The sequence below is a fragment of the Actinomyces sp. ph3 genome, assembly GCF_000308055.1.
Classification (GTDB): Bacteria; Actinomycetota; Actinomycetes; order Actinomycetales; family Actinomycetaceae; genus Pauljensenia.
On the sequence record NZ_CAGY01000001.1, the window covers coordinates 594,858 to 608,019 of the forward strand.

At 56.1% G+C, this 13,162-nt stretch carries 11 protein-coding genes; 8 read left to right on the forward strand and 3 right to left on the reverse strand.

Going from position 1 to position 13,162, the window contains the following annotated elements:
* Window positions 1-337: 337 nt before the first annotated feature.
* Together trmB and lepA are read right to left on the reverse strand one after the other, a co-directional pair.
* A complete protein-coding gene (trmB, locus tag HGAS_RS02710) occupies window positions 338-1,210 on the reverse strand; it encodes a tRNA (guanosine(46)-N7)-methyltransferase TrmB (protein ID WP_019126386.1) in 873 nt (290 codons plus the stop codon).
* On the reverse strand, window positions 1,207-3,066 hold the full coding sequence (gene lepA / locus HGAS_RS02715; RefSeq protein WP_019126387.1) for a translation elongation factor 4: 1,860 nt from the start codon (window positions 3,064-3,066) through the stop codon (window positions 1,207-1,209). The genes trmB and lepA overlap by 4 nt, the downstream gene beginning before the upstream one ends.
* 290 nt (window positions 3,067-3,356) lie before the next feature.
* On the opposite strand from lepA, the gene rpsT reads away from it, so the two are divergent.
* Both rpsT and msrA read left to right on the forward strand, forming a co-directional pair.
* On the forward strand, window positions 3,357-3,620 hold the full coding sequence (gene rpsT, locus HGAS_RS02720; protein WP_009408961.1) for a 30S ribosomal protein S20: 264 nt from the start codon (window positions 3,357-3,359) through the stop codon (window positions 3,618-3,620).
* A gap of 174 nt (window positions 3,621-3,794) precedes the next feature.
* On the forward strand, window positions 3,795-4,589 hold the full coding sequence (msrA, locus tag HGAS_RS02725) for a peptide-methionine (S)-S-oxide reductase MsrA (protein ID WP_019126388.1): 795 nt from the start codon (window positions 3,795-3,797) through the stop codon (window positions 4,587-4,589).
* 164 nt (window positions 4,590-4,753) lie between these two features.
* On the opposite strand, the gene HGAS_RS02730 is transcribed toward msrA, so the two are convergent.
* Window positions 4,754-6,274, reverse strand: a complete 1,521-nt coding sequence (locus HGAS_RS02730; protein ID WP_019126389.1) for an amino acid permease — start codon at window positions 6,272-6,274, stop codon at window positions 4,754-4,756.
* 228 nt (window positions 6,275-6,502) lie between these two features.
* Here HGAS_RS02730 and HGAS_RS02735 point away from each other — a divergent pair, with 228 nt between their 5' ends.
* From HGAS_RS02735 to HGAS_RS02760, 6 genes are all read left to right on the forward strand, one after another.
* Window positions 6,503-7,219 carry a hypothetical protein gene (locus HGAS_RS02735; RefSeq protein ID WP_019126390.1) on the forward strand — a complete coding sequence of 239 codons (717 nt, stop codon included), beginning with the start codon at window positions 6,503-6,505 and terminating at the stop codon, window positions 7,217-7,219.
* A 113-nt stretch (window positions 7,220-7,332) separates the two neighbouring features.
* Window positions 7,333-8,235 carry a hypothetical protein gene (locus tag HGAS_RS02740; RefSeq protein ID WP_019126391.1) on the forward strand — a complete coding sequence of 301 codons (903 nt, stop codon included), beginning with the start codon at window positions 7,333-7,335 and terminating at the stop codon, window positions 8,233-8,235.
* A gap of 176 nt (window positions 8,236-8,411) precedes the next feature.
* Window positions 8,412-9,467, forward strand: coding sequence for a hypothetical protein (locus tag HGAS_RS08615; protein ID WP_019126392.1), 1,056 nt, complete (start codon window positions 8,412-8,414; stop codon window positions 9,465-9,467).
* Between the two features lie 176 nt (window positions 9,468-9,643).
* Window positions 9,644-10,720: a hypothetical protein gene (locus HGAS_RS08620; protein ID WP_019126393.1), complete on the forward strand. Its 1,077-nt coding sequence runs from the start codon at window positions 9,644-9,646 to the stop codon at window positions 10,718-10,720.
* A 93-nt stretch (window positions 10,721-10,813) separates the two neighbouring features.
* Window positions 10,814-12,058 (forward strand): hypothetical protein, encoded by a 1,245-nt coding sequence (locus tag HGAS_RS02755; protein WP_019126394.1) that lies wholly within the window; start codon window positions 10,814-10,816, stop codon window positions 12,056-12,058.
* A gap of 9 nt (window positions 12,059-12,067) precedes the next feature.
* Window positions 12,068-13,096 carry a hypothetical protein gene (locus tag HGAS_RS02760; protein WP_019126395.1) on the forward strand — a complete coding sequence of 343 codons (1,029 nt, stop codon included), beginning with the start codon at window positions 12,068-12,070 and terminating at the stop codon, window positions 13,094-13,096.
* Window positions 13,097-13,162 lie beyond the last annotated feature (66 nt).

Here is a 13,162-nt window from a genome sequence, read left to right on the forward strand (position 1 = left end):
CCGAAACAGGGGGCACAACTCCAAATGAATAAGACCGTGCCCGCTTCCTCTTTTCGAGGAAGCGGGCACACGTTGCGGACCGAGGCGGGGAATTCTCGGTTCATCGAGGAAGCCCCGCCCCGCGCGTTCTCGAGAGAACGCATCTCCACTCTTCGCAGATCCGCCTATCGCGAAGAGGAAGCCGGCGTTTCACGCAAGGTGAAAGCTCAATGCACCAGACAGCATATAAAACTTTGTCAACCACGTGAAATATTGACACCCAGAATGTCACGCGAATCTCTTTGTGACATGGGAGGAAAGGATGATGATCGCGCAACAATTTGGGCTCCGATCGTCATCATTGTCGAGGCACGCGGACTCCGACGATGTCATGAGCCCTGCGCCCCGCGTCAATGCCTCGGGTTTCAAAATGGGTAACGACTCGCCCCTCGTAGCGGGGAGCAAATCCGCCGCGCTCAGGTTCGGGATCTTCTGAATCAGGTCTTTGCCCTCGATAGGGATTTTCAAAAAGCGGGCAGGCTTCGACGACATCACGCATTTGCCATGCGTAATTGTCCCAATCGGTTGCAAGACGCCACACTCCCCCATCACGAAGGACTCGGGCAACTTCTCTAGCGAACTCATCACTGACAAGTCGCCGCTTGTGGTGACGCGCCTTTCGCCACGGGTCAGGGAAGAACGTCCAGACCTCATCAAGGCTCGCATCCGCTAAAAGGAAGGGAAGGGCTTGGGCAGCATCGGCCTCGAGAACACGAATATTGTCGACGCCGGCTTCTACAGCCTTTGAAACCAACTTGGCAATCCCGGGAACCCACACTTCGAGCGCAAGATAATCACGATTGGGATGAGCAGCAGCCGCAGCAACGATCTGTTCGCCCGTTCCCGAGCCGATCTCCAAAGTCAGCGGAGCACTACGACCGAATAGTTCCACGGGGTCAAGTCGAAAATCTTCGGCAACGGTCGTGTAACCAATACCTCGGCGAGGCTCAATGACGTAACGCTCGGCGTGAGCATCCCACGTCCGCGCAAGGTTTGGGGGAAGCTCACGACTGCGCCTAGTGAAGGATTTGGTCCGGCTCATGAAGACGGTGCCCTCGGGCGCGTCTCCCGGTCGGCGACCATTGCGGATATTGGCGCCGGCGGACTGAGCGATATCAGCAGCCTGTGCTGCTGCCCCGCCCACAGCCTCGTTATCCTCTGCCACGATCATTTCTTTCCGGTGGGCACGTCAGAGGTCAATGCAGCAATGAAGGCCTCTTGGGGCACGTCCACGCGCCCGATCGACTTCATACGCTTCTTGCCTTCCTTCTGCTTCTCCAGCAGCTTGCGCTTACGGGTGATGTCGCCGCCGTAGCACTTGGCAAGCATGTCCTTGCGAAGAGCCTTAATGTTCTCGCGGGCAATGACGCGCGCACCCACTGCAGCTTGGACAGGGATTTCGAACTGTTGACGAGGGATCAGTTCCTTCAAGCGCTTCGTCATCCGCAGACCGTAGGCATAGGCCTGATCCTTGTGGACAATCGCACTGAAGGCATCCACGCGGTCACCGTTGAGCAAAATGTCGACCTTCACTAGGTCGGCAACCTGCTCGCCGCTTTCGTGGTAGTCCAACGATGCGTAACCGCGAGTGCGTGACTTCAGATGATCGAAGAAATCGAAGACGATCTCTGCCAGGGGCAGCTGATAGTGCAACTCAACGCGGTCCTCAGAGAGGTAGTCCATTCCTCGCATGGTTCCACGGCGATCTTGGCACAGCTCCATAATCGTGCCCGTGAATTCAGTCGGAGTCAGGATCGTCGCGTTAACAACTGGCTCACGGACCTCAGAAATCTTCCCCTCGGGGAATTCTGAGGGGTTATCGACCTGGATTTCGGTCCCATCTTCAGCAACGACCTTGTAGACAACGTTCGGTGCTGTGGCAATCAGGTCCAGCTTGAATTCACGCTCTAAGCGTTCGCGGACAATCTCAAGGTGGAGAAGGCCCAGGAAGCCGCATCGGAAGCCAAAGCCCAGTGCCGCACTGGATTCGGGTTCGAAGGTGAGCGCAGCGTCATTGAGCTGAAGGCGCTCAAGCGCGTCTCGCAGATCCGGGAAATCCGATCCATCGACCGGGTAGATGCCCGAGAAAACCATGGGCCGTGGATCACGGTAACCGGCCAGCGGTTTCTCGGCGCCGCGAACTGCGGAAGTCATGGTGTCACCAACACGGGATTGGCGAACGTCTTTCACACCGGTGATGAGGTAGCCAACTTCACCTGCACCAATTCCTTGCGAAGGCGTTGGTTCTGGTGAAATAACACCAATCTCAAGAAGCTCGTGGGTCGCGCCCGTCGACATCATTCGGACGCGCTCGCGGGTGGAGAGCATGCCATCGACAACTCGGACATAGGTAACAACGCCTCGATAGGTGTCGTAGACAGAGTCGAAAATCATCGCTCGGGTCGGGGCGTCGGGGTTACCCGAAGGCGAGGGAATCTGACGGACGATCTGATCAAGAAGGGCGGGAACACCTTCACCTGTTTTGCCTGAAACTCGCAGAACTTCCTCGGGGTCGACGCCAATGAGCTGGCCAATTTCCTGGGCGTACTTTTCAGGCTGAGCTCCGGGAAGGTCGATCTTGTTCAGCACTGGGATGATCGTGAGGTCATTTTCCATGGCTAGGTAGAGATTTGCCAGAGTCTGGGCCTCAATCCCCTGTGCGGCGTCAACAAGGAGAACCGCGCCTTCACATGCGGCAAGAGATCGCGAAACCTCGTAGGTGAAGTCGACGTGTCCGGGGGTGTCGATCATATTCAGCGCAAAAGGTTCACCCTCATAAGCCCACGGCATACGCACGGCCTGGCTTTTGATGGTGATGCCACGTTCGCGCTCAATATCCATACGATCCAAGTACTGATCGCGCATATCTCGACTGGCGACCACACCGGTGAGTTGGAGCATGCGGTCAGCCAGAGTGGACTTGCCGTGATCGATGTGAGCGATGATGCAGAAATTACGGATACGTTCCTGCGGAGTGGCCGCGGGTTGGATCTGCGCGAGCTGCTCAGGAGTAGGAATCGGGGACAAGCAAGACCTCCGGAAGGGTTGTGACGTCTGATCTATCGTCCCATTAGTAAGCACCGGGGTGCCAATTCCACGCCGATAGGGTGTGCGTTCTCACCATTTATCGGGCTTTTATGGGGATATCGGAGGTCGTTCTGCGCTTCGATTTCTGCTAGAGTTGTCCTTCGGACTCCCAGCCTGGTCGGGCAGGGGGTCTGGTTAGAGTCGTTTGCGGGTGTCCCCATGCCCCAGTCCCGACACTGACACAGCCCTCACCGACCTGTACGAACGAAAGACCAAGGAGTAATCCGACTGTGGCGAACATTAAGTCTCAGATCAAGCGGATCCGCACCAACGAGAAGCGCCGTCAGCGCAACCTGGCAGTCAAGTCTGAACTGAAGACCCTGGTGCGCAAGACTCGCGAAGCCGTCGAGGCTGGCGACAAGGAAGCAGCTATTGAAGCTCTGCGCGTCGCATCGCGTAAGCTCGACAAGGCCGTCTCGAAGGGCGTTATTCACCGCAACCAGGCCGCGAACCGCAAGTCCAAGCTTGCCCGTCGCGTCCAGTCGCTCGGCTGATTTAATCGCTTGATGTGGCCCTTGCAGGAAACTGCAGGGGCCACATTTTTATCAACCAAGGCTTAAGTATCTTTATCTGCCAAAGCATAGATATCGCCATAAAATACGAGGCAGATACACCAATCTCTCCGTGGCAGTTTGCACCTTGCCCGCCACACATTGAAGGAGCCGAAGATGACCACTAATCCTTCACCCACTACTCAGCACTTCGCTGCAGGGCCACACCAAGACTGGCCTCGTCTACCAGAGGGCGCCGAGCGCTACCTAGACTCCCCTACTGCGGGCACTCTTCCCGCAGACATTCCAGGTGGCAGGCATCCAATCTTGGATGCGCTTGAACTTCACCCGGTAAACGGAACACGCGCGACCGATCCGGTTCCTACCGGCTTCGAGGTGCTCTACCTTGCCGCGGGTTGCTTCTGGGGCGTTGAACGCATCTTCTGGCGCCAAAAAGGCGTGTGGGCAACGGCCGTCGGCTACATGGGTGGCGGGAATGCAAACCCCACCTACCGAGAGGTCTGTACGGGACGCACTGGCCACGCCGAGACCGTTGCTGTTGTCTACGACCCTTCCGTAACCGGCGAAGGCGGAGCGAGCCTGATCAAGACCTTCTTTGAAAACCACGATTCCACCCGCCCCAACCGCCATGGGAACGACGTGGGCACTCAGTACCGCAGCGCGATTTGGGTGACGACGCCGAGGCAGGCTGAGGTGGCGTCGCTTCTGCGCGCTGCGTGGGTGGCTGAGTTGGAACGCGCAGTGCCGGGGGCCCGCTGTTATACAACGATTGGCGAGGCCGGGGCCTGCTTTGCTCAGTCAGGTGGCCCTTTCTACCTGGCCGAGGACTACCATCAGGCCTACCTAGAAAAGAACCCCGATGGCTATTGCAATCACGGGCCCAATGGAGTGAGCTGCCCCGTGGGAATCCTCAATACGCCCGCGCAAGTGAATGTCGAACCGCCGAAGTAGAGATTCATACACTGCAGCAGGTTGCGGAAGTTTTGTGAATGAGAGAGCTGCGCGGTCTCATGGCGCACTTTCATTCCTCTACTGAGAGCAGCTCCAATACTGGAACAAATAATTCGGGGGAGGCAGAAACTGCCTCCCCCGAATTGCGTTTAACAGCTAGCGGCTCATGCCTCTTCAGGCGTGATGGTCACGCCCTCAACGTCCATTTCGTCCAAGCTGACGGTACGATCCTTCTTCACCAAGTGGTAGCCCAACCAGATGAGCAAGAAGATCGGAAGGCCGATGTACGAGGAGGCAACCTGCAGGAGCTGACCGCGGAAGACGGCCTCGTAATTCTGGCCCAGCAGAACGATCAAGCACATGGTGAAGGCCAAGATCGGACCGAAGGGGAAGAAGGGCGCCTTGTAGGGAAGCTCATCAAGGGAGCGTCCCTGCTTGACGTATGCCCGGCGGAAACGCCAGTGGCATGCCGCAATACCCAGCCAAACGATGAATCCGGAGAGGCCTGAAACGTTGAGCAACCACGTGTAGGCGGTATCTTCACTCACCAGTGCTGCAACGAATCCAAGTGCGCCAACAGCCGAGGTCGCGAGCATTGCGTAGATCGGCACGCCATGGCTGGTGACCTTTCCAAAGAAGCGAGGAGCCTGGCCACTCAGTGCCATCGAGTGAAGCATACGAGTGGATGCGTAGAGTCCAGAGTTTCCTGCGGAGAGAATTGCGGTCAAAATGACGGCGTTCATAACGGCTGCCGCAGCGGCGACGCCCATACGCTCGAAGACCAGGGTGAAGGGCGAGTATGCAATATCCGAGGCGGAATCACGCAGTAGGTTCGGATCGGTGAAAGGAATCAGAGTGCCGATGATGGCGATGGCGCCAATGTAGAAGAACATAATGCGCCAGAACACGGTCTTGATTGCGCGAGGCACGTCGCGGCGAGGATTCGATGATTCACCTGCGGCGACACCGACAAGCTCGGTTCCTTGGAAGGAGAAGCCTGCGATCATGAAGACTGAGATGATGGCCAAGAATCCGCCGTGGAATGGAGCGTCGCCGGTCGTCCAGTTCTGCACTCCCGGAGAGTCATTGAAGATTCCGAAGATCATCAGGGTGCCAGAAATCAGGAAGATGATGACAGTGATGACCTTGATCAGGGCGAACCAGAATTCTGCCTCACCATAGACACGGGCGCTCAAGGCATTAAGAACAGTCAGTAAGACAAGGAAGGAAATTGCCCAAACCCACGAGGGAACATCAGGCAGCCAGTACGACATGACCAGTCCCGATGCGACAAGCTCAGCTGCGACGGTAATCGCCCAGTTGAACCAGTAGTTCCAGCCCATTGCAAAGCCGAATGAAGGGCTGACGAAACGTGTGGCGTAGGTCTGGAAAGATCCCGCGACGGGCATGTGTGCGCTCATCTCACCAAGAGATTGCATAAGCAGAAGCACCATGAGGCCAATGACGGCGTAGGCAGCCAAAGCGCCGCCGGGACCAGCCGTTGAGATCGTTGCGCCCGAGGCGACGAAGAGACCGGTACCAATTGCGCCACCGATCGCGATCATCTGCATGTGGCGTGCCGATAAACCACGCTTGAGTTCCGTGCGCTGGGGCTTGTCCTTGGACTGTGCCTGCTGGTCAGTCTCAAGGTTCACTTCCATTGCACTGGGGTTCGGCGTTTCCATGCCGCACTCTCCTTTGGCTTATCAGTCTGCGGCCGTACGCCGCCGACTCTGGTTCCACCAGCATGTCATCTAATGACCCACTTTTTCCAAACTGTTTACCTTTTGGACATGATTGTGACGGAATTTATATCCGTGTTACTTCGCCAACATATTCAACCAGCAACCCCAAGAAGCACAGTATCCTTGAGAAAAACAGATCAATCCTACAACTGCATGATTGGAATAATTATGAGGCGAAACCTTCCGAAGATGTTATGGGTATGCAGTCTGTCTCTTTCAGCGCTCTTCATTGGCAGTGCAAGTTACGCAGCCCCTACCCTCAGCGTCGACGAAGGCTATGACTTCACCACGCCTTCACACATGAGCTACACAGCATCTATCACCGATACGTCAGGGACAACCCTCACGGAAGACATGTGCAGCAAGCTCCAGCTCGGTAGAGAAACCCCCATTTTTGAGACCAATGGAGCAGCTCATACATGCAGGATTTCAGCAGATTATGAGGGTTCATCGCTCTCACAGTTCCTGACCGTCACCGATACAGGTTTTTCTTTCACATCCCAAACGTCAATAATCTTGGCGGGAATCACCGATGGGGCTAATACAAGCGGCGATAGCCCAACAGTTAACATCAACGCCCAATTCCCCGAGGGATACGTACCAACATCTGCCGATACTTCAGGAGAAGTTGACCCGGCTAAGCGAGCAGTGCATTGGACCAACGCACCTTCTATAGTCAGCGCGACTGGAGAGATCGACACTACCCAACAAGCAGCTCCTTCGGCATCAACCAATGGCGATGAGCCTTCGTCCGACGACGGAAGCCGAGGAGTACCAGGGAAGTACATCTCTATTTTTGTCTGCTTCCTTGCTGCCATCACCGCTTGGACCGTAAGGCTGCGTAAGGGGAAGGATTGTCGGCCTGCCCAGCACCAACAGCGCTAGCTAGGGCCTTTTACCCACTTCAAAAACTCTCACGTCGATACAAAACTGGATCACCTGACGCTGGTTTTGTATCCTGTCTTCGCTTTAAACATCACATATAGAGGGGGCGATTCATGAAACGCCGTATTTTTGGATCTCTTGGAGCAATTGCACTCACCGGGGCATTGGCTCTGTCTGCAGGTACCGCCAGTGCTGATTCCACCATCAGCCTTGAAGAGGAGTACAACTTCTCTTCTGCGACAAAGATGACCTACACCTTGAGGATGAGCGATTCTTCGGGCACCGTGGTCACGAAGGAGTCGTGCGAGAAGGCGCGATCCGCTGGTGCAAATACAGTTTTCAAGCAGGTGAATTCCAGCACTACCTGCGCAATTTTCCAAGACGCTCCTTCTGACGAAGTCGCAAAAATCCTGAAGGTCAGCGACGATACTTTCACTTTCGAATCACAAAGTCGCACTGTTTTAAGCAGTATCGGTTCCCGCATGGGCATTGAAAACATGAAGGTGATTGCGACCTTCCCCAAGGGATACAGGATCGAGTCTGCAGTTGTTCCAGACGGTGGCGACACACAGATTGCCCCAACCGGCGATTCGGTTACCTGGATCAATGCGTCAACGGATGTACATACCGAAGGCAAGATCTATTCATCTTCGTCATCCTCGACAAAGTGGATCCTTCTGCTGATCCTTGGAGTTGTTGTTATTGGCGGCATTGGTGCGTTTGTTGTCATGAGCAACCGCAAGAAGAAAACCCAGCCGCAAACCGACCAATTCCCCGTCCCGCCTCTCGGAGGCCAATTCCCGCAACAGGGCCAGCCCCCCGTACCCGGGCAATACCCCGAGCAGTACCCGGCCGCTGCTGGACAGCCTCAGCCCGCTCAGTACCCAGCGCCGACCGAACAGCCCCAGTCAGGTGTCTCCCCCTCGCAGGATCAATACCCGCAGGCTCCGCAGCAACCTGAGCAGGGCCAAGTTCCTGAGCAAGGAGAGCAGCCAGGTCAGTACCCCCAAGCCTGAGCAATAGTCGTGATACATATGGTGGGTGGCGCGTTATATACGCGCCACCCACCACACTTTTGCACTCAATTCAGCTTCTTTAAAGCATTTCGTTATTCAAACGATACTCAATTCGTCACAGACCTTAGTTACTGCTTATTCTGTGAGCAAGCTTCCCTCTAGACAAAGGAACTTTCATGAAGCGTCGGACGATCGGGGCAGCAGGCGCCCTAGCACTCACAGCCAGCCTCGTGTTGGCGACAGGACCAGCTTTCGCTGACGAACCGCATCTCGGCGTGGATGAGACCTACGATTTCACCTCTGCAACTCACTTGAGCTACATCCAGCATTACAGGGACAGCTCGAAGACTTTGATTACAGAGCAAACATGCAGCTACATTTCAAGCACTAACTCGGACCTCAAAACCAAGTTCCACATAGAAGGCTCAGTGAACGTCTGTGATGTAATCACCGAGGTCAACGAAACTGATATCGATGAGTTCTTGGAGGTCTCTGGAAACAACTTCACCTTCACTTCCGAGTCTGATGTCGTGTTGAAGTCCCTGTCTAAAGAGTTCCCCAACGACAAATTTGACAGCGTTGGGAAGGTGACTGCGAAGTTCGCTGGCGGCTTGGTTCCCAGTTCTGCCGATAATGGCGGCACGATCGATAAGTCGACGGGCACAGTCACTTGGTCCAATGTCAAGATTAATGTCAAAGTAAAGGGCAGTACGGACGGTAAGGCAGCTGCTTCTTCCACAGCGAGCTCAACAGCGAAGAGCGGCTCAACAAGCAGCGCCTCAACTGACTCCGACTCCACCACCGCCGCATCCTCAACACCTGACTCCACCTCCTCTTCCTCATCTTCCGGCTCGAGGGGAATCCTCCTGCTCGTCCTGGCAATCATTGTCATCGGCGGCATTGCCGCATTCGTTGTCATGAGCAACCGCAAGAAGGCCCAGCCCCAAGGCGGCCAATACCCGCAGGGCCAATACCCCGTCCAGCCCATGGGCGGCCAATACCCGCAACAGGGTCAGCACCCCGCACCCGGCCAGTACCCGCAGCAAGGTCAGTACCCGCAGGCACCTCAGCCCGCACAGTACCCAGCACCCACAGGACAGCCCCAGCCCGGTCAATACCCCGAGCAGGGACAGTACCCACAGGCAACTCAGTACCCGCAGGCACCCGAGCAGCCCCAAGCGGGCCAATACCCCGAGCAAGGCCAGTACCCGGGACAATACCCACAAGCCTGAGCAGTTTCAGGCCAATAATTGCAATGGGTGGTGTGTAGAGCTTGCACACCACCCATTCACATTCGCAGCGATCTTCAGGCCACGGCATTTTCAGAATTTAAACGTCATCCAATTCGTCTGTATTCACAAATGCATTTATTCTGTTGAATACATTCCCTCTAAACAAAGGAACTCCCATGAAACGACGCTCAATTGGAGCTATCGGCATCCTTGCCATTGCAAGCTCTTTTGCGTTGACAGCAGGCCCTGCTTTCGCCGACCCAGAGATCGCCGTGGAAGAGGTCTACGATTTCTCTTCTCCGACGGAAGCCAGTTACACAATAAGCACTATCGATGTCAACGGAGAAATCATCACCAAGGAGAATTGCGATAAGGCTCGACGAGGCACTGCAACTCCTACCTTCCGCACTGAAGGTTCATCGACGATCTGCGACGTGACCCAGAAGATTTCGGGTAGCAACGTTAAACAACTTCTCACAACTTCGGGGAGCACATTTACTTTCAAGTCCCAAAGTGGCGATGCGCTCAAGACACTATCAGGGACCATGCCGATCGATAAGATCCAAAAAGTAACCGCCAAGTTCGCGGGCGGCTTGGTTCCAACCTCTGCTGACAATGGTGGCACCATCGACAAAGCTGCAGGTACGGTCACCTGGACCGACGTGACGACTTCGCTCAAGGTCGAAGGCAGCACGAACGGCAAGGCAGCTGCTTCTTCATCAGCGAGCTCAACAGCGAAGAGCAGTTCGACAGCGAAGAGTGGCTCGACGAGCAGCGCCTCAGCTGATTCCGACTCCACCAGCGAAGCATCCTCTACACCTGAGTCCACCTCGTCTTCCTCTTCTTCCGGCTCGAGGTGGATCTTCCTGCTGGTCCTGGCAGTCATCGTCATCGGTGGCATTGGCGCATTCGTTGTCATGAGCAACCGCAAGAAGGCCCAACCCCAAGGCGGCCAATACCCCGTCCAGCCCATGGGCGGCCAGTACCCCGCACCGGGCCAGTACCCTGCACCCACAGGACAGCCTCAGCCCGGCCAGTACCCCGAGCAGGGGCAGTACCCCGAGCAGGGGCAGTACCCCGTCCAGCCCATGGGCGGCCAGTACCCCGCACCGGGCCAGTACCCTGCACCCACAGGACAGCCTCAGCCCGGTCAGTACCCTGCACCCGGCCAATACCCGCAGGCACCCCAGCAACCCGAGGCAGGTCAATACCCTGAGCAAGGCCAGCAACCGGGACAATACCCACAAGCCTGAGCAGCGCTCGCTCTCAGTTGTGAATACTTTTCGGGGCGACCGCGCGCAGCCGCGGTCGCCCCGATGGCAGTTAACCCCTCACAGGAGCATGACATGTCTTTCCCTTTGACAAAGCGAGTTGCGGCCATCTCTTTCGCCGGTTTGTGCGCTTTAGCGATGGTCGCGCCAGTGATCAATGCTCCATCAGCTCATGCTGCGGGCCACCGTTTCGGTATTTCTCAGACTTTCTGGATCCGAGTTGACGGACGTGTCACTCACCAGTTTTCGCTCATCGAGCAGTCCAACTTCATCAGTAAGGAAGCCTGCGAGTCTCTTCCAGTGGCATTGGAGTGGTCTCGCGTCACCTTCAGCGCATCTCCAACCTCAACTCGATGCACCATCGAGACCGATTTCAATCGCCACGTGAACCCCTATGTAGCTGTCGATCAGAATCGAAGCGTAACTTTTGCCGCTCGCCCCATCGCACTTGAAGACCTTGGTCTTGAGCTTCCTGAAGACACGACTCTCACCTACCAGTCCGTGAGCCTCACCGGAAGAGGGTTCCACGCAACGAAGGTCAACGCAGGAGCAGAAACCCGCCAGGACAGCACAGGCGATAACGTCTCCTGGAGGAATATCGGAAAGGATGTCGTTGCCGCTGAGGGGACTATCGATGCCGACAACGATTTCCACACTCAAGAACGCAAGACCTATCAAGGTATCGAAGCCGTTGATATGCCCGGCGATTTGCAAGACGCATCCTCTGCTATCAAAGCAAACGCAAGCAGCTCTAGCAGCCCATCCTCTTCTTCGACGTCAGCGCGTTCGAGCTCAGGCTCCTCGGGAATGATGTCCGGCCTCATGCAATTCATCATTCGCTTGCTCCCAGCGATCGTCGTATTTGGCGGCGCGACGTTTATAGCAAGGTATTCCGCTCGCCGGCGTCGCAAGTACAAGCAGCAGAGCGGCGGATTCCCAGTACGCGTTCCTACACCGCTTCCCTCCCACAGCATGCCGGGAACTTCTTCACAGACGCCAAGCCCCTTCAGCGTGAGCGGAAAGGATGCCTCTACCAGCGCATTCTCAACGGGATCGCAGGCCCCCTCAACCAGCACGCCGCGCGGCACTGTGCCCGCCGATCCCCGCCCCGCACCCAGCGATTCCAAGCCGGCCTCGGCCTCACAAACGCCGACCTCGCAAATTCCACCTTCCCCCTCCCCTGCTCCATCTTCGGAGCCGTACAACCCTTATGCGCCGTCCCCTGACCCCGCTTCTTCCCTGCCTCCAGCGGCAAGTCCCGCGGAAGCCGCCGATTCAGCACCAGACCCGTACTCGACCGACTGGCGAAATTCCCTCTAGGAGTATCTGATGCCTTCTTCTTTCCCGAGGCCCACAGCGCGCTCTTTCCTTGCCTGCGCTTTAGCGTGTGGATTCCTTGCCGCAATTGGTTTGCCCGCCCCTACTCATGCTGAAGAGCAAGAGGTCTCGATTAGCGAAAGCGTTTACGCACGCAATAACGGACGCTCCCAATACGAGCTATCGATCTTTGACCGCACTCAAACTATGAGCGAAGCTGCCTGCGAGGCAGTCCCCTTGGCTCAACAATGGTCGGTTGTCGAATTCGAAGCCAATTCTTCTTACAACTATTGCCACATCGAAACCGATTTCAACCGACACAAGAATCCCTATGTGGCGGTTGACTCAAGTGGGCACCTCACTTTCGCTGCAAAACCAGTGAAAATTGAAGACCTCAACCTTGGTCTTCCCAGCGATACCACTGTTTCTTCGCATCGCTTTTCTTTGACGGGGAGGAACCTGAATACATCACGTGTGAGCGAAGGCGCCTCGGTGCGTCGCGATGATTCTGGCGACACCGTTCACTGGGATGAGGTTTCTGAGGAAGTGGTCGCTGCCGAAGGAACAGTGGAAATCGACGACCGTTTCCACGCTCAAGAACGCGAGGATTTTAACGGCATTAGCGCTGTTGAAGTACCCACTGATCTTCAGGCCCCCAATGTGACGACCCCGTCCAGCGATACAGGAACCGGCGGGCTAGGGCGCATGTTCTTTGGAACTCCTGGCATGAGTTTGGTTCTCTTCTCCTCTCTATTCATCATCGTCGTTCTCGTGCTTATTTCTGCAGTTTTGATTTCACGCAGGAATAAAAAGAAGACCGCCTACTACCAAAGCGGTTTCAGCTCATACCAAGCCGGAGTATCAATCCCCCAACCATATGGCTCAACGACGCCCGGATGCCCCTATACGCCGCCCAGCATGGGCCCACAGGCTGGATCAGCACCGACTTCGCCCTACCAGGGTTCGCCCTCCGCCGGCGCGCAACTGCCTTCTCCTTCTTCAAGCGGCTGGCACAACCCGTTTGAGCCGCCAAAGAACTGAGCATTTTCTACTGGCACAGCGGGAGTGCTCACCTACCTCACCCCACACAGGAGGGCACACTCCCAC